6 protein-coding genes and 1 pseudogene are annotated in these 26,385 nt (G+C 74.2%); 3 read left to right on the top strand and 4 right to left on the bottom strand.

Features of this window, described 5'->3' with window-relative positions; genetic code table 11:
* Nucleotides 1-193 precede the first annotated feature (193 nt).
* Together E6P78_RS06540 and E6P78_RS06535 are read left to right on the top strand one after the other, a co-directional pair.
* On the top strand, nucleotides 194-1,396 hold the full coding sequence (locus E6P78_RS06540; protein ID WP_136202541.1) for a hypothetical protein: 1,203 nt from the start codon (nucleotides 194-196) through the stop codon (nucleotides 1,394-1,396).
* Between the two features lie 301 nt (nucleotides 1,397-1,697).
* Nucleotides 1,698-2,099 (top strand): hypothetical protein, encoded by a 402-nt coding sequence (locus E6P78_RS06535; RefSeq protein WP_206307737.1) that lies wholly within the window; start codon nucleotides 1,698-1,700, stop codon nucleotides 2,097-2,099.
* Nucleotides 2,100-2,187: 88 nt separating this feature from the next.
* Here E6P78_RS06535 and E6P78_RS33265 read toward each other — a convergent pair.
* Nucleotides 2,188-2,397, bottom strand: a pseudogene (locus tag E6P78_RS33265) (lipase); the annotation flags it as partial.
* Between the two features lie 217 nt (nucleotides 2,398-2,614).
* Between E6P78_RS33265 and E6P78_RS06525 the strand changes: the two are divergent.
* Nucleotides 2,615-3,361, top strand: a complete 747-nt coding sequence (locus E6P78_RS06525; RefSeq protein WP_136202540.1) for a DUF1838 family protein — start codon at nucleotides 2,615-2,617, stop codon at nucleotides 3,359-3,361.
* Nucleotides 3,362-3,511: 150 nt separating this feature from the next.
* Here E6P78_RS06525 and E6P78_RS06520 read toward each other — a convergent pair whose 3' ends face one another.
* The 3 genes from E6P78_RS06520 to E6P78_RS06510 all read right to left on the bottom strand — a co-directional run bounded on the left by E6P78_RS06520 (nucleotide 3,512) and on the right by E6P78_RS06510 (nucleotide 26,117).
* Nucleotides 3,512-3,961 carry a spore-associated protein gene (locus E6P78_RS06520; protein WP_136202539.1) on the bottom strand — a complete coding sequence of 150 codons (450 nt, stop codon included), beginning with the start codon at nucleotides 3,959-3,961 and terminating at the stop codon, nucleotides 3,512-3,514.
* Nucleotides 3,962-4,068: 107 nt separating this feature from the next.
* Nucleotides 4,069-11,652, bottom strand: coding sequence for a non-ribosomal peptide synthetase (locus tag E6P78_RS06515; RefSeq protein WP_136202538.1), 7,584 nt, complete (start codon nucleotides 11,650-11,652; stop codon nucleotides 4,069-4,071).
* Complete coding sequence (locus E6P78_RS06510; RefSeq protein WP_136202537.1) at nucleotides 11,649-26,117, bottom strand: non-ribosomal peptide synthetase; 14,469 nt, start codon at nucleotides 26,115-26,117, stop codon at nucleotides 11,649-11,651. Before E6P78_RS06510 ends, E6P78_RS06515 begins: the two co-directional genes overlap by 4 nt.
* Nucleotides 26,118-26,385 lie beyond the last annotated feature (268 nt).

Raw genomic sequence — 26,385 nt, 5'->3', positions numbered from 1 at the left:
CCTGCGGCCGGTCGCCGGGGCGATGGCCGATCGTACGCGTACAAGACCGTTGCGTGACAGAACCGTCGTAATGGAGACCACAACTCGAAGCCAGGACGCCCTGTCCAACTGTGTGAGGCGGCGGGGCACGACCACTCGCCGTCATCGGGTGCGGCAACCAGCCGCGCCGCACACAATCATTACGGGGGAAACCTTGAACACCACTGCACGCACGCTGCGTTCGTCCGTCGTGGCCGCGGGAGCCGGGCTCCTTCTGGCCGCCACCGGAGCCGTCCTGGCCCCTGCCGCCATGGCCGTGCCGACGGACACCATGCCGCCGGCTCTCTCCGTTTCCACCGCGGCACCGGCGGAGATCGGACTGGGCGGCCTGCCGGTCGACTTCACCACCACGGCGTCCAACACCGGAGCGTACGACACGTCGTCCGCCCGGCTGATCTACCGCATCGACGGCGGCGGCGGTCTGCCGCCGAACGCCCTCAGCCTGCAGTACCGGCTGGACGGGACGGCATGGAAGACGGTGCCGCTGACCTACGGCGACATGCAGTTCTCCGGCGAACTGCCCGAGACGTTTCTGCTGGCCGCCGGTAAGTCGCGGACCGCACAACTTCGCCTCGGCCTTCCCATGGGGAGCCCGCACGACGGCGACAGCAACGGCGGCACCGACCACCTGAAGCTGACGACCATGATCTCCTACGGTGCCTCGGGCGCCGCCGACGACACCGATGTGGACACCGTCCAGGTCCACGGGTTGAGCACCCAGCTGTCCGGTGTACCCGCCACCGCGGTCGCGGGCGGGCCCGGGGTCACCTTCCGGGCCACGGTCACCAACCCGACGGCGTCGGCGTACGAGAACGTCACCGATGTGCTGTTCACCAACCGCTACACCACGGTTCAGGTACTGCGCTCGGGGAAGTGGACGACGCTCAAGCCGATCACTGCCGACGCCGAACCGGACGTCTACGGCTTCGACGTCATCGGCAAGGACGTCTCCCTCGCGGCCCACAGCAGCACGTCCACCAAGGTCCGCGTGACCTACCGCAAGGACGCGCCGGTCGGAAAGACCACCGTGAGCCCCTGCGCGATCGTCAACGAGGGATCGATCCCGTTCAGGGGCATCACCAGTTGCGGCACGTCAGCGTCGATCACGGTGAAGGCGGCGTCCACGTCCGGCACCCCGACCCCGACCCAGTCGGCCGCCTCGGCCGCGTCGGTAACCCCCTCCCCGACGATCGCTGCGGCGGTCGCCACCGCGACGCCCTCCGGCATGACCGCGCAACTGGCCAGCACCGGGAGCGGCGGCGTCTCGGCGACCGCGGTCGCGGCGGCCGGCCTCGTCGCGACGGGAGCGGGCGCGCTGGGCTTCACCGCGGTGCGGCGCCGCCGCAGCCGGGCCTGAGGCCCGGACACCCGACGGCGCCCGCGCCGTCGTAGGACTCCGGGGGCGGACCGGCCTCCCGCTGCCGCGCGCGGCGTCGGCGCGGGTGGACCCGGTCCGCGGGCCGCACGGGCATCGCCATGACGAGCCACGGCATCATCTGGCTGGTGCACGACCGCACCGGCTCCTACACCGTGGCCGGCCTTGTCACCGGTTGCTTCGCCGTCACCGAGGCACTGATCGGGCCCAACTCGCCCGGCCGACCGACCGATTCGGCCGGACCCGTGTGCTGCCTCCCGCACTCCTCGCGCACACCGCCGCTGTGCTGTCACAGCTGGCCCCGACCAAGACCGGCGGTCCGCACGGGCTGCTGCGGGCGGCCGGAGCGCTGGTGGGAGCGACGATTCCGCAACTGGGCGCGCTGTCGGCCGCCCGCCGGCCGGCTCTGCTCCGGGGCCCGCGGGCCGAGGCGCTGCCCACTGCCTTCGCCTTGGAATCGCCGGCCAACGGGCTGTGCTGTATGGCCGGGCCGGCCCTCGTCACCGGGGCCGGTGCGGCACTCGGCCCGGCGTTCGGCATGGCCCTGGCCACGGCGCTGGTGGGGGCGGCGGGCTGGCCTTCGCCGCCCAGCGCCGTACAGCACGCGCGACGGCAGCCCAAGCCGAGCGCCGGCACGCGGGCCGTTCGTTGCTGCGGCCGGCCTTCGCGTCACAGTTCGGGGTGAACCTCGGCCGCGAGCGCCGCGGGGTCGGCCGGTGCGGCGGCGATGGCGGGGCGAGTGATGGACGCGTACGGGGCGCACAGCGGCTGGCGCTGCCCGCGGTGACCCAGTTGGAGGCGTTGCCGGTGTATCCGTGGACGAGGACGACCGCGGTGCTGGTCGACAGGGGCTGGACGGCGGCCGCGGTGTCCGGGGGGCGCCGGCTCGGCGGCACCGACAGCGGACGCCGAGGAAACAGGGTGAACGCGACCGTGACGGCTGCGAGGACGCCGAGAAGCCGGCGCGGTGAACGACGACGCATGAAGCACTCCCGAGGGGCCGGGGATGTGGATGCCTGCCCGCACAAGGTCCGGGGTTCCGGGTGCCGGCGCCATCGGTTGGTTCACCGGCCTTCGCGAGCAATCGGGGTCGGAACCCCCGGGCCGGTCCGGGCCGCGCAGCGGTGGTTTTCGGCCGTTTCGGCCCTGGTCGCAGTGTTTCGCGCCCGGCCGGAACCGCGCTCGCGCAGAGTGCTTGGCATGACGACACCCGCTGAGCTGCTCCGTTCCCTCGCCCGCACCCGGGCCTCCCTCGACGGTGCGGAGGTCACGTACTGGTGGACGGGTGATGTGTACTCATGGGCGCCCGACCAGCCCTATGAGCGCGTCTTCGGCTTCGAGGGGCTCAACGTCGCCCGCCTCGTCCAGGACACCGAGGCCGGTCCGGACGCCTATCAGCTGCTCACCCGCGAAGCCGCCTTCTACCTGGACCCCGGCACCCGCGAGATCCTGGAGACCTGGAACGACCTGCCGGTGGTGCACGTCTGGAACGACCCCGCCAACCAGAAGTGGCGCCCCTTCCCGGTCCCGACGACCGAGCTGGGTGCCCAGGTGTGCTTCAGCCTGGAGATCCCGCTGGCCTACCCCTCGCCGCTGCCCGTGGCCGAGTACCCCGCCCACTCGGCCGGGGACACATACAAGGCCCTGGAGCTCTTCCAGTTCTTCGCCGACCGTGCCGATCTGGCCGGATCGGCGCCCGGCGTTCCCGCCACGATGTCGTGGACGCGGATGTCCCCGTGGCTGCCGTGGATGGCCCGGGGCCAGGCGCCCGGCGGCCTCACCTTCCACTGCCGGGGCCGGAAGCTGGGCTCGTACGCCGAGGCACCCGGACGCACCCGCGCCTACATCGCCGCCCATCACCCGGAATTCGCCCACGCCCCGGAGCGGTGGAGCGAGCCCAACGAGACCAGCTGGACGTACTTCCGCAAGCTCAACCCGTCTGCCTAAGGGCTGCCGTAGCCCCGGCGCCGGCCAGTCCTCGAACCGGCCGTCCCGTGCGTGCCGGACCCGTGCCCGGCGGGTGCCGGGCACGGGTTCGGTGTGGGCTGGTGCGGGTTCGGTGTGGGGTGGTGCGGGTTCGGTGTGGGGTGGTGCGGGTCAGCGGACTTCGAGGACCCGGTTCTCCTTGAGGGAAGCGCAGTTGGAGTTGTCCACCGACACGTACACGTTGGCGATGTGGCCGCTCCAGCTCACGCAGTGGCCCTTGCCGTAGGCGTAGGCCGGGCCCGCGTACGACGTGAACTTCCCGGTGTCGTCCGCCCAGGCGTCGGTGTCGGGGATGTAGATGGACGCGGACATGTCCTGAGCGGCGCCCGGGTTGGACCGGATGGTCACCACACAGTTCTTGCCGTTCGAGGCGTTGTACGTCAGGTAGATCGTGCCGAGGGAGCCCACGGCGGCGGAGTTCACGGTCTTGTAGGCGTTCCCGCAGACACTCTGCGGTGTGACGTTGGGCGCCGCGGAGGCGGTCGTGCCGAACGCGGCGGTCGCTCCCACCATCAGGGTGGTCAGGGCCCCGGCGGCTGCGACATTACGGACGCTTCGCATATTTCCCCCTTGCGTGTTCAGGAGTGGTTTGCTCCCACTTGTTGTGACCTCCGAGGGGCATGGATGGTTGTGCTCCCATCGCCTCGTGTCGGTCGGCGCGCCCCCGGCTAGGACGTGGGCCGCGCTCCGGGGGTCGTCGGCAGGAAGCCCGAGACCTGGAAGTACGTCAGATAGCGGCTCAGGACGTCGTCGGTGAGGGGCTGTTGGCGAACGCCCGCCGCTTCGGCGGCCCGGGCCGTGCGGCGGGAGTCGAAGCGGCGGTGGTCCGCCTCGTCGTTCCCGGCCTGCCCGTCGTCGCCGAGGAACAACTGCGCGGCGTTGTCGGGGTGCTCCGCCACGCGGGCCCTCCACTCCTCGGGGGACACGGTGCGCAACTCGTAGCCGAGGCCGCCCGCCACCTCGAAGACGCGGTCCAGGGCCGGCGCGTCCGGGTTGGTGTAGTGGTAGGTCTCCGCCTCGGCCTCGCCGGACGCGCTGAGCGCGACGACCGCGGCGCTGACGTAGTCCACGGGCACCCAGTCGGTCGTCCCGTGCGGCAGGTCGGGCACCGCGCCCGCCTGGAGGCAGCCCTTGATGAGCTGCCACAGCAGGTCGCGGTCCTGGCAGGCGCCGGTGGCGGTGTCGCCGCTGATACGGCCGGGGCGGTGGACGGTCACCGGCAGCCCCCGGTCCCGGGCCAGGCCGACGAGTTGCTCGGCGACCCATTTGCTCTGGGCGTATCCGTCGGGCAGGTCGGCCGCCGGGCCGGTCGGGGACGCCTCGGTGAGGGGAGCGGGGTCGGTGCCGCGCGTCGGGGCGTACACACCGGTGGTGGAGATGTAGTGCATACCGGGCGAGGCGGAGTCGGCGAGGAGGCGCAGCAGTTCCTCGGTGCCGGCCACGTTGGGGGCGCGCAGATCGCCGTACGGGGCGGCGAAGTTGACCCGCGCCCCGTTGTGCAGGACGGGGCCGAGGCGGCGGGCCAGAGCCGTCCGCTCGTCCGGTGCGAGGCCGAGGCCGGGGGCGGCGAGGTCGCCCGGGACGGGGTGGATCAGGTCCGCGTACCGGGGGCGCCACAGTCCGTAGTGCTCCAGGTTGGCCCGGAGCCGTTGCGCCGCGCTGTCGGGGCTCGCGGCCCGTACGAGGCAGTCGACGGGGCCGTCCGTGGCCTCGATGAGGTCGCGCAGGAGGAACGCGCCGAGGAAGCCGGAGGCGCCGGTGAGCAGGGGCCGGGCGGCGGGGCGTGCGGGCCGGCGCACGGGGTCCGGCTGGGCGAGGCCGCGGCGCGCGCCGGTGATGTCGGGGGCGAGCCCGACCTCGGCGGCGAGGTCCGGGGCGGCCGCGTCCTCGTGCTCCTCCTCCCCCGGCTCACTGCCCAGCAGGCGGTCGACGCCCTCGACGGTGGGCGTCGCGAACAGGGCCCGCAGGGAGGGGCGCCGGCCGCATCGCTCCCCGATCCGGCGTGCCAGGGTCACGGCGAGCAGGGAGTGGCCGCCCAGAGCGAAGAAGTCGTCGGTGACGCCCACTTCGGGCAGGCCGAGCGTCTGGGCGAACACTTCGCACAGGGCGCGCTCACGTGCGGTGCGGGGAGCCCGCCCGCCGGCCGCCACCGGGTTGCCGGGGGCGGGCAGGGCGCGCCGGTCGGTCTTGCCGTTGGGGGTGACGGGGAGGGCGTCGAGGCGGACATGGGCGGCGGGGACCATGTGGTCGGGCAGGACGGCGGCGAGGTGGGTGCGCAGGCCGGCCCAGTCCGGGTCGGGTGTGTCCTGGTCGGAAACGGTGTACGCGACGAGGCGGCGGTCGCCGGGCCGGTCCTCGCGGACGGTGACGCAGGCCGCGGCCACGCCGGGCAGGGCGGTGAGAGCCGCCTCGATCTCGCCGAGTTCGATGCGGAAGCCGCGGAGCTTGACCTGGTCGTCGACGCGGGAGATGTAGAGGAGGCGGCCGTCCGTCGTCCACCGCACCAGGTCGCCGGTGCGGTACATGCGGCCGCCCGCGCGGTCGAAGGGGTCGGCGACGAAGCGGGACGCGGTGAGGGCGGCCCGGCCGAGGTAGCCGCGGGCGACCCCTTCGCCGGAGACGTACAGCTCGCCGACGACGCCGGGCGGTACGGGGGCCAGCCGGTCGTCCAGGACGTGGACGCGGGTGCCGTCGACGGGGGCGCCGATGGGGACGGAGCTGTCGGGGGCGAGCGGCCCCTGCGCGTGCTGGAAGGCGCTCATGGTGGCGCAGACGGTGGTCTCCGTCGGGCCGTAGGCGTTGACGAGGAAGCGGTCCTTGGCCCAGGCGTGGACGAGGGCGGGCGGGCACGCCTCGCCGGCGAGCACCATGGTGATGCCGGTGGGCAGTGAGCCCGGCGGCATCACGGCGAGGGCGGCGGGCGGGATCGTGAGGTGGGTGACTCCCCGTGCGCGTACGAGGCCGGCCAGGGCGGGGCCGGGCAGCAGGGCGTCGCGTGCGTCGATCTCCAGGCAGGCCCCGGAGAGCAGGCCCATGCACAGCTCCCAGAACGCGGCGTCGAAGCTGACCGACGCCATGTGCAGCACCCGGCTGCCGGGCCCGACGCGCAGCCGCTCGCTCTGGGTCCTGGCCATGGCCCGGACGCCGCGGTGGGTGACGACTACGCCCTTGGGCAGGCCGGTGGAACCGGAGGTGTAGATGACGTACGCCGGGTTGGCCGGGTGTGCGGGGGCGGCGACACGTGCGGGGGTGCGGTCGCCGGTGGCGAGTTCGTCGGTGGCGAGTGCGTCGGTGTACAGGTGCGGGACCGGGTTCGCGGGGAGGCGGTGGTGGATCTCGGGGGTGGTGAGGAGCAGGCGCGGGCCGGCGTCGTCGAGCATGTACGACAGGCGCTTGGCCGGGTAGTCGGGGTCCAGCGGCACATAGGCGGCGCCGGACTTGAGGACGGCGAGCAGGGCGACGACCAGGTGACGGGTGCGGGGCAGGGCGACGGCGACCCGGTCCTCGGGGCCGACGCCCCGGTCGGCGAGGTGCCGGGCGAGGGCGTCGGCGCGTGCGTCGAGTTCGCCGTAGGTGAGGGTGGTGTGCGCGTCGCGGACCGCCGGGGCGTCGGGGGTGCGCCGGGCCCACTCCTCGAAGAGTGCGGGGACCGTCGCGGGGGGCAGGTCGCCGGCGGGCCCGGTGCCGAGGACGGTGAGGCGGCGGTGCTCGGCCGGTGTGAGCAGGTCGTACGTGTGCACGGGCCGGTCCGGGTCGGCGGTGACGGCGCCGAGCAGCAGGGCGAGCCGGTCCGCGAGGCCGTGGACCGTCGGCGCGTCGAAGAGTTCCGTCGCGTAGTCGACGGTGGCCCGCAGGCCGTCGAGGGCGCCGCTCTCGTCGTAGGTCTCGGTGAAGGCGAACGACAGGTCGAACTTGCTGACTTCGGCTTCGGCGGGCACGCCGGAGACGGTGAGGCCGGGCAGGTCGACGGCGGCGGACGCCTGGTTCTGGAGGACCAGCATGGTCTGGAAGAGCGGGTGGTGGCTCTGGGCGCGCGCGGGGTTGAGGAGTTCGACCAGGCGCTCGAAGGGAACGTCCTGGTGCGCGTACGCGGCGAGGTCGAATTCCCGCACCCGGCCGAGGAGTTCGCGGAAGGTGGGGTCGCCGCTGAGGTCGGTGCGCAGCACGAGGGTGTTGACGAAGAAGCCGACGAGGCCGGTCGCCGCTTCGTCGGTGCGTCCGGCGACGGCTGTGCCCAGGGGGATGTCGTCACCGGCGCCGTGCCGGGACAGGACGGTCGCCAGGGCGGCCTGGAGCACCATGAAGACGCTGCATCCGCAGGTGCGGGCGAGTTCCGTGACCTGGCGGGCGGTGGCGCGGTCCACGGAGAAGCCGAGGGTGGCACCGGTGTGCCGGGAGGTGGCGGGGCGCGGACGGTCCCAGGGCAGCTCGATGGCTTCCGGCAGCCCGTCCAGCGCGTGTTTCCAGTGGGTGAGCTGACGGCATACGAGGCTGTCGTCGTCCTGTTCGTCACCGAGGAGGTCGCGCTGCCACAGGGTGTGGTCGGCGTAGTCGACGGGCAGCGGCGCCCATGAGGGTTCCTCGCCGCGGATGCGGGCCCGGTAGGCGGCGCCCAGGTCGTGGGCGAGAGGGGCCAGGGAGGTGCCGTCGGCGGCGATGTGGTGGACCACGAGGATCAGGACGTGGGCGTCGGGGGCCAGGCGCAGCAGGGTCGCCCGGAGGGGGAGGCTGTGCTCGATGTCGATCGGTTCGGCGGTGGCGGCCGCGACCCGGTGGCGGAGCTTGGCCTCGTCGACGGCCTCCATCGCGAAGGGGATGAGGACGTCGTCGGGTGCGGTGATGTGCTGGTGCGGTCCGTCGTCGCCCTCGGGGAAGAGGGTGCGCAGGGCGGCGTGCCGGCCGATGATGTCGGCGACGGCCTGGCACAGCGCGTCGGCGTCGAGCGGTCCGTCGATGCGTACGGCGAGGGGGATGTTGTACGTGGCGGAGGGGCCGTCGAGCCGGTGGAGGAACCACAGGCGCTGCTGGGCGTACGACAGCGGGAGCGTGGCGGGGCGCGGCTGCGGAACGAGGGCGGGGCGGGTGGTGCCGTCCGCACCCTCCAGGGCGGTGGCGAGCGCGGCGACGGTGGGGTGTTCGAAGAGGGTGCGGATGTCGGTCTCGGTGTGCAGGGCGGTGCGGATGCGGCCCACGAGGCGGGTGGCGAGCAGGGAGTGGCCGCCGAGGGCGAAGAAGCTGTCGTCGGTGCCGACGCGGGGTACGCCGAGCACGTCGGCGAACAGCCCGGCGAGGATCTCCTCCATGGCGCTGCGCGGGGCACGTCCGGCAGCCGTGCGCGGTCCTGTGGGTGCGGGCAGGGCGGCCCGGTCGATCTTGCCGTTGGGGGTCAGGGGCAGCGCGTCGAGCGGCTGGATGACGGCCGGCACCATGTAGGCGGGCAGCAGGCTGCCGACGTGGGCGGCGAGCAGCCCCGGCTCGGGGGTCTCGCCGGCCGCGGGGACGACGTAGGCGGTGAGGGTGCGGTCTCCGGGCAGGTCCTCGCGTACGAGGACGCAGGCGGCGCGCACGGCCGGGTGGTCGCGCAGGACCGTTTCGATCTCGGCGGGTTCGATGCGGTGGCCGCGCAGTTTGATCTGCTGGTCGGCCCGGGCGACGTACCGCAGGCTGCCGTCGTCGCCGCGCCGCACCAGGTCGCCGGTGCGGTACATCCGGCCGCCCGCGCGGTCGAAGGGGTCGGCGACGAAGCGGGTGGCGGTGAGTCCGGGCCGGCCGAGGTAGCCGCGCGCGACGCCGGGGCCCGCGAGGTACAGCTCGCCCTCGGCTCCGGGCGGCACGGGTCGCAGCGCGGCGTCCAGGACGTAGGCGCGCATGCCGTCGAGCGGGCGTCCGATGGGGGCGGCGCCGCCGGGGGTGTCGTCGGGTCCGACGTGGTGGGCGGTGGCGAAGGTGGTGGTCTCGGTGGGTCCGTAGACGTGCAGGACGGTGGTCCCGGGGTGGTCGGCGGCGAGGCGCTGCATGACTCCGGGGGCGGCGGCCTCGCCTCCCGCGGCGACCAGGCGCAGTTGGCCGAGGGAGCCCGGGTCGGTCTCGGCCAGGACGTTGAACAGGGCCGTCGTCAGGAAGGCCGCGGTGACGCCGTACCGGGTCACGAGGTCCCGGAGCACGGAGGGCTGGAGCGGTCCTTCGGGTGCCACGACGACGCGTCCGCCGTTGAGGAGCGGGGCCCAGAGCTCGAAGGTGGAGGCGTCGAAGACGTACGCGGAGTGCAGCAGGACGGCGTCGGCGGCGCCGTCGCCCCAGCCCCGGTGGGCCGCCAGGGCGCTCACGTCGGCGTGGGTGACGCCGACGCCCTTGGGCAGTCCGGTGGAGCCGGAGGTGAACATCACGTACGCGAGCCGGCGGCCGCCCGTGGCCTTGGGGAGCACGCCCGCGGCGGCCGGGCCCCCGGCGAGGACCCGGCCCGCCGCGTCGACGGTCAGCACGGCGGTCTCGGGACCGAGTTGGCGCACCCACGGGAGGGTGTGGGTGGTCTCGTCGACGATCAGGACGCGCAGGGGGGCGACCTCGGTGACGCGGTTGAGCCGTTCGGTGGGCCAGCGCGGGTCGAGCGGGACGTAGGCGGCGCCCGCGCGCAGTGCGGCGAGGGAGGTGGTGACGGTGGCGGCCGAGCGGGCGACGAGGATGCCGACGCCGTCCTCGGCGCAGGTCCCGAGCCCGGTCAGGGCGCCGGCGAGGTCGTCCGCGAGGTCGCTGAGCCGCCCGTACGTCAGCTGCTCGCCCGCTCCCGAGACGGCGACCGCGTCCGGGTGGCGGCGGGCGCCCTCGGCGACGGCCTCCGGAACGCTCACGGCCGTTGTGCCGCTGGGGAGTCCGGCGCCCGTGCCCTGGGCGATCAGCTGCTCGCGCTCGCTGTCCAGCAGGACGGGGGCGGTGTCGGCGCGGCCGTCGAGGCCCTGTGCCATCGCCGTCAGTAGGTGGCGCATGCGGGAGAGGGTGTGGGCCACCTCCTGCCGGTCGAGCACGGCGGCCCGGTAGCCGAAGGTGATCCTCAGGGTGTCCCCCGGGGCGACGGTGAGGGTGAGGGGGTAGTGGGCGGCGTCCGTGCCGCTGAACCCGGTGACGGTGAGTCCCGGCAGTCCGCGCTGGGCGGTGCGCAGGGCCTCGGCGTCCATCGGGTAGTTCTCGAACACGACCAGTGTGTCGAAGAGTTCGTCCAGGTCGGTGACGCCCCGGATGTCGCTCAGGCCGACGTGCTGGCTGCCCAGCAGCCGGCCCTGTTCCTCCTGGAGCCGGGTCAGGAGCGCGGCCAGGGTCTCGCCGGGTGCGGGGCTGAGCCGTACGGGCACGGTGTTGATGAACAGGCCGACCATGGACTCGATGCCGGGGATCTCCGGCGGGCGCCCGGACACGGTGGCGCCGAACACCACGTCGGGCCGGCCGGTGAGGTGGCCGAGCAGCAGCCCCCAGGCGCCCTGGACCAGGGTGTTGAGGGTCAGGCGGTGGGCGCGGGCCGTTTCGGTCAGGCGGTGCGTCGTGGCCGCGTCCAGGTCGAGGACGAGCGTTTCGGGCAGTTCGGCCGAGCCGGGGCCGTCCGCGCCGCCCGGACCGGCGAGGAGGGTCGGCGTCTCGATTCCGGCCAGGGCGGCGGCCCAGGCGTCGAGGGCGGCGGTGCGGTCCTGCTGGGAGAGCCAGACGAGGTAGGCGCGGTAGGGGGTGACGCGCGGCAGGGCGCTGTCGTCGCCGCCGGCCGCGTACAGCTCGAACAGCTCGCGTACGAGCAGGGGCAGTGACCAGCCGTCGAACAGGATGTGGTGGCTCGTCATGACCAGGCGGTGCCGCGCCGGGGCGGTGCGTACGAGGGTGAACCGCATCAGGGGCGGGGTGGCCAGGTCGAAGCGGCGGGTGCGGTCGGCGGCGAGGAAGGCGGTCAGCCGCTCCGGCGTGGCGTCGGGGTCCGGGGCGTCCGGGCCGGTCAGGTCCAGTTCCTCCAGGGGGACGGGGACCTCGGCGGCGACCGCCTGCACGGGCTCGTCCAGGTCTTCGTGGAGGAAGCCGACGCGCAGGTTTGCGTGGCGGCGCAGCAGGCCGCCGATGGCGGCGCGCAGGGCGGGTACGTCGACGGGGCCCTCGATGTCGAAGACGAACTGCGCGGTGTAGACGTCCACGGCCTGGGAGTCGTAGAGGGCGTGGAAGTACATGCCGGCCTGCAGCGGCGTCAGCGGGAGTACGTCCTCCAGTTGGAACCCGTTCACTTGCGTCCACCCCACTTGTTCTGCAGTCGGTCGATCTGGTTCTGGTTGAGCGACACCAGGGGAAGGTCGGACGGCGTGTAGCCGCCTGCTCCGGGCTGTTCGGCGTGCTCGGCGATCGCGCGCAGGGCGCGCGTGAAGGCCTCGGCCAGGGCGCCCACGTCCTCCTCCTTGAGGAGGTCGCTGGGCCAGGTCCAGCGGGCCACCAGGCGGGGGCCGTCCGGCAGGTCCTCGGTGTGCGCGTTGATGTCGAGGACGTGGTGGACGGGCATGTCCGGGTCCTGGCTGCGCGGTCCGCCCGCGTCGAGCAGGACGTCCCAGTCGCCGCCCGCCGCCTCCCCGGGTGCGGCGTACCGTCCCAGGTAGTTGAAGCCGATCTGGGGCGCGGCGGCGGCCAGCCGGGGGCCGGTCGCGGGGTTGAGGTGGCGCAGCATCCCGTAGCCGACCCCGTGGTCGGGGATGCCGCGCAGTTGCTCCTTGACGCGCTTCACTGCACGTTCAACGAGCGCGGCACCGAAGCGTGCCGGGTCACGTCCGTCGAGCGGCCCGGGGTCGAGCCGGACCGGGTGGAGGCTGGTGAACCAGCCGACCGTGCGGGACAGGTCGACGTGGTCGGTGATCTGTTCGCGGCCGTGGCTCTCCAGGTCGAGCAGGACGGCGGTGTCCGGCCGGGGGCCGGAGGGGCGCTGGGCGCGCCAGGCGTTGACGGCGAGGGCGAGTCCGGTGAGCAGGATGTCGTCGACTCCGGCGTGGAAGGCGCCGGGGACGGTGGTGAGCAGGGGCTTCGTCCAGGTGGCGGGCAGGTGGGCGACGAGGGTGCGCGTCCCGTCGGCGGTGTCCAGGTACGGGTCGAGCGGCCGGTACCCGAGCTGGGGGTCCGGTGTCCTCAGCACCTCCTCCCACAGCGGGAGTTCGGCCTGCCGTGCCGGGCCGTTGGCCTGGGCGGTGAGGAGTTGCGCCCAGCGCCGGTACGAGGTGGTCGCGGCGGGCAGCGCGGTGTCCGCGACGGCGTCCGTACCGGCCGCCGTGGCCCGGGTGGCCGCCTGCCAGGCGTGGGCCAGGTCCTCGGCGAGGACGCGCCAGGAGACCGCGTCGACGGCCAGGTGGTGCACGACCAGGAGCAGCCGGCCGCGTGCACGGGGTCCGGCGTCGCACCAGACGGCCTCGAACACGGACCCCGCGGAGGGCCGCAGGCGCCTGCGGACCCGTTCGCCCGCCTCGGTGAGGACGCCGCGGGCGGCGTCGGCGTCGAGCCCGGTGATGTCGACGCGGGTGAAGCGGCGCCGGGCCTGCACGGTGCCGGGCGGCAGCGTTTCGAGTACGGGGTCGCCCCCGGCGGTGCGGGTGACGCGCAGGCGGAGCATGTCGTGGTGGTCGGCGAGGAGCTGGAGGGCGGCGACGAGGGTGTCCTCGGCGGCTCCGGCGGGGGTGCTGAGCACGCCGGACTGGTTGTAGCCGTCCGTCGTGCCGGGGCGTTCCAGGAGCCAGGCGGCGATGGGCGTCGGCGGCATCTCGCCGGTGCCGTGGCCGGCCGGTTCGGTGGTGTCGCCGCCGAGCGGGGCGGCGACGGCAGCGATGGCCTCGGGGGTGCGGTGGACGAAGACGTCGCGCGGTGTGACGCCGAGCCCTGCTTCCCGTATCCGGCTGACGAGCTGGATGGAGAGGATGCTGTCGCCGCCGAGCGCGAAGAAGTCGTCGTCGGTGCGGACGGCGGGGGCGCGCAGTACGGAGGCGAAGGCGTCGCACAGGGCGCGTTCCTGCGCGGTGCGCGGCTGCCTGCCAGGGCGGCCGGCGGCGGGGAGTGCCGGGGCGGGCAGGGCGGCGCGGTCCGTCTTGCCGTTCGGCAGGAGCGGCAGCGCGGCCAGGGTCACGAAGGCGGCGGGCACCATGTGGGGCGGCAGCGCCGCCGTCAGCCGGCTGCGTAGTTCGCCGTCGGTGGGCCGGGCGGTGCCGCTCACGGTGTAGGCGACCAGGCGCCGCTCGCCCGGCCGGTCCTCACGGACGAGCGCGCAGGCGGCGGTGATGCCGTCGACGGCGGTGAGGGCGGCCTCGATCTCGCCGAGTTCGATACGGAAGCCGTGCAGCTTGACCTGGTCGTCGGCGCGGGAGACGTAGTGGAGCAGTCCCTCGGTGTCCCGTCTGACGAGGTCGCCGGTGCGGTACATGCGGCTTCCGGCCGGGCCGAAGGGGTCGGCGACGAACCGGGTCGCGGTCAGGCCCGGGCGGCCCAGGTAGCCGCGTGCGAGGCCGTCGCCCGCGATGTGGAGTTCGCCGGTGACCCCCGGCGGCACCGGCCGGAGCGCGGCGTCCAGGACGTAGGCGCGGGTGTTGTCGACGGGGCGGCCGAGGGGCACACCGCCTTCCTCCGCCGTGCCGTCCGCTCCCCCGGCGACGAGGTGGTGGGCGGTGGCGTCGATGGTGGTCTCGGTCGGCCCGTAGAGGTTGTGCACGTCGGCCCGCCAGGCCCGGCCGGCGCGTGCGGCCAGGGCCCGGGGCAGGGGCTCGCCGCCGCACGCGACGGCCCGCAGGGTGGTGGGCGCGTCGTCGGAGCCGGTCTCGGTGAGCAGCAGCGAGAGGTGCGAGGGCACGAACTGGGCGATGGTCACGCCCTCCTCGCACATCCGGGCCAGCAGGCCGGCCGGGTCGTGGTTGAGCGCGGGCGGTACGGGGCAGGTGGCGCCGCCGTGCAGCAGGGGAAGCCAGGTCTCCCACACCGAGGCGTCGAAGCTCGGCGAGGTCCGGGCGAGGACCCGGTCCTCGTCGGTGAGGGCGAGGTGGCGGGCCATCCAGGCCATGTGGTTGGTCAGGGACGCGTGGGTGGCGACGACGCCCTTGGGCCGCCCGGTGGAGCCCGAGGTGTAGATGACGTACGCCGCGTCGCCCGGCTCCGGCACGGCCAGGGGTGGCACGGCGCGTCCGGTGGCCCAGGCGGTCCGGTCGTCCAGGGCGAGGCGGGGCACGGTCGTGAACCGGGCGGCGCGGGAGGCGCGGGCGGCGCCGTGGACGAGGAACAGCGCTGGGCACGCGTCGTCCAGCATGTGGGCGACGCGTGCCTCGGGGTAGTCCAGGTCGACGGGCAGGCAGGCGGCCCCGGCCTTGGCCACCGCGAGCATCGCGACGACCTGGTCGGCGGTGCCTTCGGCGGCGAGGGCGACGAGATCGCCGCGGCCGATGCCCCGCTCGTGCAGGTGCGCGGCCAGTTCGTCGGACAGGGTGTCCAGTTCGCCGAAGGTGAGCCGCCGCGCGCCGGCCCGGACGGCGGTCTGCCCGGGTGTCCTGGCGGCCTGGACGCGGAACGCCTCGGGGACGGTGCGCGCGTGGACGGGCCGGACAGGGCCCCGGGAGGCCTGCTCCAGGGCTCTGCGTTCGTCCGCGTCCAGAAGTGCGGCGGTGCGGACGCGCCCGTCGGGGTCGGCGGCGAGCGAGGCGAGCAGGCGGGTCAGGCGCGCGGCCAGTGCGTGCGCCGTGTTGTGGGTGAAGAGGTCGGTGGAGAACTCCAGGACCCCGTCGAGACCGGCGGGCCGGCCGGCGTCGTCGCGGGTCTCGGTGAACGTGAAGGTGAGGTCGAACTTGCTGATGCCGGTGTGCACGGGCTGTTCGGTCACGGTGAGACCGTCCAGGCCGAGCGCGCTGTCCGCCTGGTTCTGGAGGACGATCATGGTCTGGAACAACGGGTGGTGGTCCTGCGCCCGGGCCGGGCTGAGGGCGTCCACCAGCCGTTCGAACGGCACGTCCTGGTGGGCGTAGGCGGCCAGGTCGAACGCCCGTACGCGGTCGAGTACTTCGGTGAAGGTGGGATCGCCCGTCAGGTCGGTGCGCAGCACGAGGGTGTTGACGAAGAAGCCGACGAGGTCGTCCAGGGCCTCGTCGGTGCGCCCGGCGACTGCGGTGCCCAGCGGGATGTCCTCACCGGCCCCGTGCCGGGAGAGCAGGACCGACAGGGCGGCCTGGAGCACCATGAAGAGGCTGCATCCCCGGGCGCGGGCCAGCTCCGCGAGGGCCAGGTGCGTACCCGTGTCGACGGGGAAGGTGAACGCGTCCCCGCGATACGTCATGACGGCGGGGCGCGGCCGGTCCAGGGGCAGGGCGAGCAGGCCGGGGGCGCCCGCCAGGGCGGTGCGCCAGAAGTCCAGTTGGCGGGCGGCCCGACCGGCGGGGTCGTCCTCGTCGCCCAGGAGGGCGCGCTGCCAGAGGGTGTAGTCGGCGTACTGGACGCGGAGTCCCGGCCAGGCGGGCTCCTCGCCGTGGACGCGGGAGCGGTAGGCGTCGCCGAGGTCGCGGGCCAGTGGGGCGAGCGACCAGCCGTCTCCGGCGATGTGGTGGACGAGGAGGACGAGGACGTGGGACTCGGCGCCGAGCCCGAGCAGCCGGGCCCGTACCGGCAGGTCGGTGCGCACGTCGAAGGCGTGCGCCACCTCGGCGGCCAGCACCTCGTCCAACCGGGCCGGGTCGGTGTGCCGGGGTGTCAGGTCGAGGTCGGCGCCGGCGGCGTCGAGGACGAGCTGGCGGGCCACACCACCGGTCTCGGGGAAGACGGTACGCAGGCTCTCGTGGCGTTCCACGACGTCCGCGAGGGCGCGCTCCAGGGCCTTCGCGTCGAGCGGGCCGTCCAGGCGCAGCACCAGCGGCACGTTGTACGTGGCGCTGGGCCCCTCGAACCTGTTGAGGAACCACAGGCGCTGCTGGGCGAAGGACAGCGGCAGCGGATCGGGCCGGTGCCGGGCGCGCTCCAGGGGGGTGCCGGCCGCTTCGGCACCGTCCAGTGTGGCGGCGAGCGCGGCGGGCGTGGGGTGCTCGAAGACGGCCTTGACCTGTACCTCGACGGCGAGCGCGGTACGGATGCGGGCGACGAGCCGGGTGGCGAGCAGGGAGTGGCCGCCGAGGGCGAAGAAGTCGTCGTCGACGCCCGCCTCCTGGATGCCGAGCACATCGGCGTAGAGCCCGCAGAGGATCTCCTCGCGCGCGGTGCGGGCGGCCCGCCCGCGTGGTGCGGCACGGTGTTCGGGCGCGGGCAGGGCGCGGCGGTCCACCTTGCCGTTGACGGTCAGCGGCAGCGCGTCGAGCAGGACGAACGCGGAGGGCACCATGTAGGCGGGCAGGGATCTGGCGACCGCTTCGGCGAGGTCGGCGGGTACGGGGTTTGCCGTGTCGGCGGGCACCACGTAGGCGACGAGCCGCCGGTCGCCCGGGACGTCCTCGCGGACGACGGTGAAGGAGTCGGCGACGCCCTCGCAGCAGGCCAGCACGGATTCGATCTCGCCGGGTTCGATGCGGTAGCCGCGCAGTTTCACCTGGCTGTCGGCGCGGGAGACGTAGGCGATCTGCCCGTCACGGGTCCATCGGACGAGGTCGCCGGTGCGGTACATGCGCCCGCCCGCCGGGTCGAACGGGTCGGCCACGAACCGGGTGGCGGTCAGTGCCGGCAGGCCGGTGTAGCCACGGGCGACCCCGCGCCCCGCGAGGTACAGCTCGCCCGTGACCCCGGCGGGGACCGGGCCCAGGGAGTCGTCGAGGACGTACAGCCGCATGCCGTCCAGGGGGCGCCCGATGGGCGGAGGTCCTGACGGCAGGTCGGCGGCCACGTCGTAGCGGGTGGCGAAGGTGGTGGTCTCGGTGGGCCCGTACACGTGGAGGACGCGTACGCCGGGCGCGGCGCCGGCGACCCGCTGCATGGCGTCCGGCGAGGCCAGTTCGCCGCCGGCGCAGACGAGGCGGAGGCCGGCGAAGGCGCCGGGGTCGGTGTCGGCGATCACGTTGAGCAGGGCCGTGGTCAGGAAGACGGCGGTCACCGCCTGCTCGCGGACGGCGTCGCGCAGGACCCGCGCCTCCAGGACGCCGTCCGGGGCGACGACGACCTTGCCGCCGTGCAGGAGCGGGGCCCAGATCTCGAAGGTGGAGGCGTCGAAGACGTACGCGGAGTGCATCAGGACCGCGTCGGCCGCGCCGTCCCGCCAGGCGGAGTCCGCCGTCAGCGCCGCCACATCGGCGTGGGTGACGCCGACGCCCTTGGGCAGGCCGGTCGAGCCGGAGGTGAACATGACGTACGCGAGGCTGTCGGGCCCCGGTACGGCGGCGGGGCGGCCGGGTGCCGGGGGCGCGCCGCGCAGGATGCGGCCGGACCGGTCCACGACCACGACCGGAATCCGGCGGGCGGTCTCCTCGACCCAGGCACAGGCGGCGGCCGCCTCGTCCACGACGAGGACCCGCACGTCCGCCACGTCGGCGACCTGTCCGAGCCGTTCCCGGGGCCAGCGTGCGTCCATCGGGACGTAGGCGGCGGCCGCGCGGACGGCGCCGAGGGAGACCGTCACGACGGCCGGCGAGCGGGTGAGCAGTACGCCGACGCCGGTCTCGGGGCCGGCTCCGAGGCCGGCCAGGGCCTGCGCGAGTGCGGCGGAGACACGGTCGAGTTCGGCGTACGTGAGGCAGGCGCCCCCGTCCGCTACGGCTACGGCGTCCGGTGTGCGGTGTGCCTGCGCGGCGAAGAGCGCGGGCAGGGTGGTCTGCGGGGCGGGGGCGGGCAGTTCGCGGCCGGTGCCCCAGCGGGTGACGCGGCCGTGTTCGTCCGGCGTCAGCAGGTCGTAGTCCGTGAGCGGCAGGGCGGGGTCGGCCGCCACCTGGCCGAGGAGCCTGAGCAGGCGGTCCGCGAGGGCTTCGACGGTGGCGCGGTCGAAGAGGGCGGTGGCGTACTCGATTCCGGCGGTCAGACCGGCCCCGCCGCGCTCCTCGCCGAACGCGAAGGTGAGGTCGAATTTGCTCAGGCCGTTGTGGACGAGCCGGTCCTCGACGGTGAGGCCCGGCAGGTCGGGGCGGACCGCCTCCTGGTTCTGCAGGACCAGCATGGTCTGGAACAGGGGGTGGTGGTTGCGCGCCCGGACCGGGTTGACGCTCTCGACGAGCCGCTCGAAGGGCACGTCCTGATGCGCATAGGCCGTGAGGTCGAACTCCCGGACTCGGGCCAGGAGTTCACCGAACGTCGGGGTTCCGGAGAGGTCGGTGCGCAGGACCAGGGTGTTGACGAAGAAGCCGACCAGGTCCTCCAGCGCCTCGTCCGTGCGGCCGGCCACGGGTGTGCCGAGCGGGATGTCGTCACCCGCACCGTGCCGGTGCAGCAGGGTGGCGACCGCCGCCTGGAGCACCATGAACAGCGTGCTGCCGGACTCCCTTGCCAGGCGCAGGAGCCGTGCGTGCAGCTCGGGCGGTACGTCGAAGCCGTGGACGGCGCCCGAGGGGTCGGTGGTGACGGGGCGCGGCCGGTCCAGCGGCAGGTCGATCAGCCCGGGCAGGCCGGCGAGCGCGGTGTGCCAGTGGTCGAGCTGTTCGCGCAGCACGCTTCCGGGGGCGTCCGCGTCGCCCAGGACGGCGTGCTGCCACAGGGTGTAGTCGGCGTACTGGAGCGGGCGGCCGGCCTCGGGCCCGCGGCCGGCGAGACGGGCCCGGTAGGCGTCGCCGAGGTGGCGGGCGAGCGGGGCGAGGGACCAGCCGTCGCCCGCGATGTGGTGCAGGACGAGCACGAGCACGTGGCGGCCGGGTGCGGTGCGCAGGAGCAGGGCGCGCAGCGGCGGGTCGGTGAGCACGTCGAACGGCTCGCTCACGGCGTCCAGTACGGCCGCTTCCAGATCGGCGGGGGCCGTGCGGAGCACCGGAAGGCGGGGGGCGACGGCTTCGGCGGGAAGGACCGACTGGTGGGGCACGCCGTCGCGTTCGGGGAAGACGGTGCGCAGTGCCTCGTGCCGCTCCACGACGTCCCGCAGCGCGGCGCGCAGGGCGTCGGTGTCCAGGGGGCCGTCGATGTCGAGGACGAGCGGAATGTTGTAGGAGGAGCTGGGGCCTTCGAGCCGGTTCAGGAACCAGAGCCGCTGCTGTGCGTAGGACAGGGGCAGCGGGTCGGGCCGGTCGGCGGCGGGCAGCACCGGCAGGCGGGAGCGCCCCTGGGTGTCGAGGGTCCGGGCGAGCCCGGCGACGGTCGGGTGCTCGAACAGGGTGCGTACGGCGATGTCGGCGCCGAGGACGGCGCGGACGCGGCTGACGACGCGCATGGCGAGGAGTGAGTGCCCGCCGAGGTCGAAGAAGCTGTCGTGCGGGCGGACGCCCGGGCGTCGGAGCACATCGGCGAAGATTCCGGCGAGCAGGTCCTCGCGCGGGGTGCGCTGCCCCGTCGCGTCGGCACCGGTCCCGGCATCCGCCTCGGGCGGGGGCAGGGCGCGCCGGTTGGCCTTGCCGTTGGGCAGGAGCGGCAGTTCGTCCAGGACGACGACGGCGGCGGGCACCATGTAGTGCGGAAGCGTCTCGGCGAGGGCGTCGCGCAGGGCGGCGGGGCGCAGGCCGGGGTCGGCGGTGACTGCGTAGGCGACCAGGCGGCGCTCGCCGGGTATGTCCTCCCGGATGACGGCGCAGGCGGCCGTGACCCCGGTCCGCGCGAGCAGGGCGGTCTCGATCTCGCCCAACTCGATGCGGAATCCGCGCAGTTTGACCTGGTCGTCGGCGCGGGAGACGTAGTCGAGCAGACCGTCCCGGTTCCACCGTACGAGGTCTCCCGTGCGGTACATGCGGGCGCCGGTGCCGTCGAACGGGTCGGCGACGAAGCGTGTGGCGGTCGGGCCGGGCCGGTTCAGGTAGCCACGGGCGAGGTTGGGGCCCGAGAGGTACAGCTCACCGGTGACCCCGGGCGGTACGGGCCGCAGCCGGTCGTCCAGGACGTAGGCGCGCATGGTGTCGACGGGGCGGCCGATGGGCACCGTGTCGTGCGGGGTGGCGGCGCCTGCCGCGGTGGCGGGGACGCGGTGGGCACTCGCGTCGATGGCGGCCTCGGTCGGGCCGTAGAGGTTGTGCACCTCCGCCCCCCACAGCGTGGCCGTCTCCTCCGCGAGGGCGCGCGGCAGCGGTTCGCCGCCGCACAGGACGGCGCGCAGCCCAGGGAGGGGCGCGGCGTGGGCCGCCTCGGACAGGACGAGGCTCAGGTGGGAGGGTACGAACTGGGCGACGGTCACGCCGAACCGGCTCATCCAGGAGACCAGTGTGCCGGGTTCCGTGTTGGCCCCGGACGGCAGCACGCACACTTCGGCGCCGTTCATCAGGGGCAGCCAGAGCTCCCACACGGACGCGTCGAAGCTGGTGGAGGTGCGGGCGAGGACGCGGTCCTCCGGGGTGATCGCCAGGTGCCGTGCCATCCAGGCCATGTGGTTGGCCAGGGCGGCGTGCGGCACGACGACACCCTTGGGGCGGCCGGTGGACCCGGAGGTGTGGATGACGTAGGCGGGGTCCGCCGGGTGCGGTGCGTCCGGGAGCGGCGCGGCGGGGTGCGCGGCCTGCGGCGCCGGGTCGTCGAGGGCGAGCCACGGGATGTCGTGGGCGGGCAGGTCCGCGTGCACGTCCTCGGTGGTGAGGAGCAGGACGGGACGGGCGTCGTCCAGCATGTGGCGGATGCGGGCGTGCGGGTACTGCGGGTCGACCGGCAGGTAGGCGGCGCCGGCCCGCAGCACGGCCAGCATCGCGACCACGGTGTGCGTGGAGGGCGGCGCGGCGATGGCGACCCTGGTCTCGCGGCCCGCGCCGCGCTCGCGCAGCACCTGGGCGAGGGCGTCGGCCCGGGCGTCGAGTTCGGCGTAGGTGAGGTGGGTGTGCGCGTCACGCACGGCGACGGCGCCGGGCGTGCGCCGGGCCTGTTCCCGTACCGCCTCGGGGGCGGTCTGCGCCGGGAGCGGACCGAGCGCGCCGCGTCCCTGGGCGAGGAGGTCGTCGCGCTCGTCGGGGGTGAGCGGGTCCAGGGTGCTGACGGCGCGGCCGGGGTCGGCCGCGGCCAGGGTGAGGACGCGCGCGAAGCGTGCGCACAGGGCGCGGGCGGTCTCGGCGTCGAAGAGGTCGGTGGCGTACTCCAGGTAGCCGCCGATGCCCCGGGCTTCGAGGCTCGCGGTCCTCTCGTCGCCCCCGGCGGTTTCTGCGGATTCGGAGGTTCCGGTGGGCTCCGTGGTTCCAGTGGGCTCGGTGGTTCGGGTGGTTCCGGTGGTTTCGGTCAGTGAGAAGGTCAGGTCGAACTTGCTGCCTCCGCGGTGCCGGGACCGGTCGTGGACGGTGACGCCGGGCAGGTCCGGCTCGGCCCGCTCCTGGTTCTGGAGGACCAGCATCGTCTGGAAGAGGGGGTGGTGGTCGCCGGACCGCTCCGGGTTGACGGCCTCCACGATCCGCTCGAAGGGCAGGTCGCTGTGGCCGAGGGCTGCGATGTCGAACTGCTTGACGCGGTCGAGCAGTTCGCGGAACGTCGGATCGCCGGAGAGGTCCGTGCGCAGGACGACGGTGTTGACGAAGAAGCCGACCAGGTCGTCCAGGGCCTCGTCGGTGCGCCCGGCCACCGCCGTGCCGAGCGGGATGTCGGTGCCCGCGCCATGGGCGCTGAGCGTCACGGCGAGGGCTGCCTGAAGCACCATGAACGGGGTGCAGCCTGCGTCGCGCGCGAGCCGGACGAGCGCGGCGTGCGCGGGGGCGGGCAGCTCGAAGGGGACGGAGGCGCCCCGGTGGCTGGGCACGGCCGGGCGGGGCCGGTCCAGCGGCAGGCCGAGCAGGTCGGGGATGGAGCGCAACGCCTCCTGCCAGAAGGCGAGTTGGCTGGCCGCCAGGCTGTCCGCCGCCCCTTCGTCGCCGAGCAGCCGGCGCTGCCAGAGGGTGTAGTCGGCGTACTGCACGCGCAGCGGCGCCCAGTCGGGCGTGCCCGTGCCCTCGCTCCTGGCCCGGTAGGCGGCCGAGAGGTCACGGCTGAGCGGGGCGAGGGACCAGCCGTCGGCGACGATGTGGTGCAGGACGAGGACCAGGATGTGCCGGGCCGGTCCCAGGCGGAGCAGGTGGGCGCGGACGGCGGCGTCCTCGGTGAGGTCGAAGGGGGCGGTGCTCAGGCGGCGTACCTCTTCCCGCGCCCAGGCGTCGGCCGTCTCCTCGGCCGGAGGGTGTTCGACGGGGAGGGGAACGAGCGAGGCGGCAAAGTCCGCGTCGATGATGTGCTGGTGGGCGACGCCGTCGTGTTCGGCGAAGACGGTGCGCAGACTCTCGTGCCGGGCGACCACGTCGGCCAGGGCGCCGCGCAACGCGTCGGCGTCCACGGGGCCTTCGAGTTCGAGGACGAGCGGCACGTTGTACGTGTCGCCGGGGCCCTCGGCCCGGTTGAGGAACCAGAGGCGCTGTTGCGCGAAGGACAGCGGGAGTACGTCGGGTCTCGGCTGCGGTGCGAGGGCGGGCCGGGCCGCGCCGGTGGTGTCCAGGACTGCGGCGAGGGAGGCGACCGTGGGGTGGTCGAAGATCGTGCCGAGGGCGAGTTCGGCGCCCAGGGCCGCCCGCACCCGGCCGGTGAGGCGGGCGGCGAGCAGCGAGTGGCCGCCCAGGGCGAAGAAGCTGTCGTCGACGCCCACCGCGTGCACGCCGAGGACATCGGCGAACAGCCCGGCGAGGACCTCCTCGTACGCGGTGCGCGGGGCCCGGCCCGCGCCGGTGGCGGTACGGGGCGCGGGCAGGGCGCGGCGGTCGACCTTCCCGTTGGGGTTCAGGGGCAGGGCGTCGAGTGCCACGAACGCGGAGGGCACCATGTACGCCGGCAGCGCGCGGCCGACCCGGCGGGCCAGGGCGGCGGCATCCGGGCGGGCGCCGGGGGCGGGCACCACGTAGGCGACGAGCCGGCGGTCACCGGGTGTGTCCTCGCGGACGACGACGCAGGCACCGTGCACGTCGGGGTCGGTGAGCAGGACGTGCTCGGTCTCCGCGGGTTCGATGCGGAAGCCGCGGAGCTTGATCTGGCCGTCCGCCCGCCCCACGTACTCGATGTCGCCCCCGGCGGTCCAACGCACCAGGTCGCCGGTGCGGTACATCCGTCCGCCGGGCACGCCGTACGGGTCGGCGACGAAGCGGGCCGCGGTCAGCGCAGCCCGGCCCTGGTAGCCGCGGGCGACACCGTGGCCGCTCACGTACAGCTCCCCCACGACACCGGGCGGCACCATGGCGAGGGCGTCGTCCAGGACGTAGAGGCCCATGCCGTCCAGCGCGCGGCCGATGGGCGGCACACCGGTGCTGTCGGCGGTGACGGGGTGGCGGGCGGCGAAGGTGGTGGTTTCGGTGGGGCCGTACACATGCAGGACGACGGTGCGGGGCGAGGCGGCGGCGGCCCGCTGCATCAGGTCGGGGGTCGCGGCCTCCCCGCCGGCGGCGACCAGGCGCAGCCCGGAGAAGACCGCCGGGTCCGCCTCGGCCATCACGTTGAACAGGGCCGTCGTCAGGAACAGCGCGGTGACACCGTACGTGTCCACCATGTCGTGGAGGACCCGCGCCTCCAGGACTCCGGCGGGTGCGACGACCACGCGGCCGCCGTTGAGGAGCGGTACCCACATCTCGAAGGTGGACGCGTCGAAGACGTACGCGGAGTGCAGCAGCACCGCGTCGGACACGCCGTCGGTCCAGGTGCGGTCGGCGGCCAGCGCGAGGATGTCGGCGTGGGTGACGCCGACTCCCTTGGGCAGGCCGGTGGAGCCGGAGGTGAACATGACGTACGCGAGCCGGTCGGGTCTGCCGACCCGGGGCAGCGGTCCCGGCCGGGGCGGGGCTCCGTGCAGCACACGGCCGCGCGCGTCCACGACGAGGAGCGGCAGGCCGGCGGCGGCCGCCTCCCGCGCCCAGGGCGAGCGGGCGGTCGTCTCGTCGGCGATCAGGGCGCGGACGCGGGCCGCCTCCGCGACGCGGTCGAGCCGTTCGGCGGGCCAGGCGGCGTCCATCGGCACGTAGGCCGCGCCGGCGGCGACCGCGCCGAGGGTGGCGGTCAGCACGGCGGCCGAACGCCCCAGTAGGACGCCGACTCCGCCCTCGGCCCCGAGGCCCCAGCCGGTCAGGGCGCTCGCGAGGTCGTCGGCGGCGCGGTCCAGCTGCCGGTAAGAGAGGGTGAGGGTGCCGTCCACCACGGCCGGGGCGTCCGGTGTCCGGCGCGCCTGCGCGCGGAACGCCTGCGGCAGGGCCGTGTCGACGGTCTGTGCGGGCAGGGCGGCGCCTTGTCCCCGCGCGTGCAGCGCCCGGGCGGCGGTCTCGTCCAGGAGCGGCAGGTCACGCAGGGGAAGGCCGGGGTCGGCATCGGCCAGGGCCGACACGAAGGAGACCACGGCCCGCTCGTGCAGCTGTACGTCCTCGGGGCGGTAGAGCCCGGGATTGGCGTCGAACCCGATCAGCGGGCCCTTCCCCTCGGCCCGTTCGGAGACGAAGAGGGACACGTCGTCCACCGGGCCGATGGACAGGACCCGGGAGGGGCCCGGGACACCGGCGAAGTCGAGGTCGTAGTCGTAGCCCATGATGTTGACGACGACGCCGGTGAGGCGGCTCGCGTCGTCGTTCATGCTGAGTTCCCGGGCGAGTTGTTCGCGTGAGAAGCGGCGGTGGCGCAGGGCGCCGCGCATCTCGTCGGCGACCTCGCGGACGAGTGCGCCGACGGTCATGTCGGTGGTGAGGGTCAGGCGCAGCGGCAGGATGTTGGAGGTCATGCCGACGATGTGCCGCAGTCCGCCGTGCCGGCCGTTGGAGGCCAGGCCCACGGTGACGTCGCGGGTTCCGGTGACCCTGGCGGTGTAGGCGGCGACCGCGCTCACCATGACCGCGCTCCAGGTGGTGCGGTGGGCGGAGGCGAGCCGGCGCAGGCCGTCGAGGACGCCGACGGGCAGTGTCTCGCCGGTGTGCAGCCGTACGTCCGCTCCTTCGGGGCCGTCCGTCGCGGGGGCGTCGGTGCGCCGGCGGATGAGCGTTCTGCCGCTGTGCGCCTCGTCGCCGGTCCCGGCGGTGTTCGCGGCGCTGCCGGGTGCCAGGTCGGCGAACTTGCCGGTCCAGTAGGCGCGGTCGGCCTCGTAGCGCTCGGAGTCGCGGTAGGCCGCCTCGTCGGCGACGAGCTCGCGCAGGGGTGCGGCGGGCAGGGTGACCTCGGCGACGTCTTCGCCCCGGACCGCGCGCCCGTAGAGGTCGGCGACGGTGCGGGTGAAGACGGCTCCGCCGAGACCGTCGACGGCTATGTGGTGGAAGCGCACGTACCAGTAGTGCAGCCGGCTGCCGGCGCGCAGCAGCGCGAAGTGGTGCTGCGGGCGGTGGAGTGTGTCGGCGGATGCCATGTCCTCGGCCAGATAGCGTTCGACCTCGGCGGCGGGGTCGGCGGCGCGGGACAGGTCTACGGTACGGAGCCGGCCGGCGCCGGCCTGGGGGCGGTGGACAACGCGCTGGCGGACGGTGTCGCCCTCCGTGACGAACTCCAGGTTCAGGCTGTCGCACAGGTCGGCCGCCCGGTCGACCGCTGCGGCGAATACCGTCTCGTCGAGGTCGCCCCGGATCTCGAAGCATTCACCGATGTTGTATTTCGGGCTGTCGGGGTCGACCAGTTGCCCGTACCAGACGCCTCGTTGGGCGATGGTCGTCCCGAAGAACTCTTCGGTAACCGATTCCGAGGAGGCAGAGCCGTTTTCGCGCATGCCGGGACACACCTTTGGGGAGAGTTTTCGGGGGGGAAGAGGGCAGGACGAAGCCGACCATGCCGGTGTGGCGTCCTTCGCCGACAACGGGCGGGTGAAAGCGAAGAGAGACATCGCCGCCCATGGCATCGGGCGCCGACGGAGCACCTACCGGTTCCGGTGTTCGGAAGGGAACTCCACTGTCTTCGCGCATTGCGGACATGCCCTTGGGCAGTCCATCAATGATTCGATAAAGCCGCATGAAGGCGGCGTGAACATTTTCGGTCGA

This window comes from Streptomyces sp. A0958 (assembly GCF_004795035.1).
Classification (GTDB): Bacteria; Actinomycetota; Actinomycetes; order Streptomycetales; family Streptomycetaceae; genus Streptomyces.
The sequence above is the reverse complement of the archived record's forward strand: the minus strand, read 5'-3'. Positions and strand labels throughout refer to the sequence as shown.

What these genes read in the sequence shown, in the direction of transcription:
- E6P78_RS06525 (WP_136202540.1), top strand. Translation starts at nt 2,615, where the DNA reads ATGACGACACCCGCTGAGCTGCTCCGTTCCCTCGCCCGCACCCGGGCC.
- E6P78_RS06510 (WP_136202537.1), bottom strand. Translation starts at nt 26,117, where the DNA reads ATGCGCGAAAACGGCTCTGCCTCCTCGGAATCGGTTACCGAAGAGTTC.
- E6P78_RS06520 (WP_136202539.1), bottom strand. Translation starts at nt 3,961, where the DNA reads ATGCGAAGCGTCCGTAATGTCGCAGCCGCCGGGGCCCTGACCACCCTG.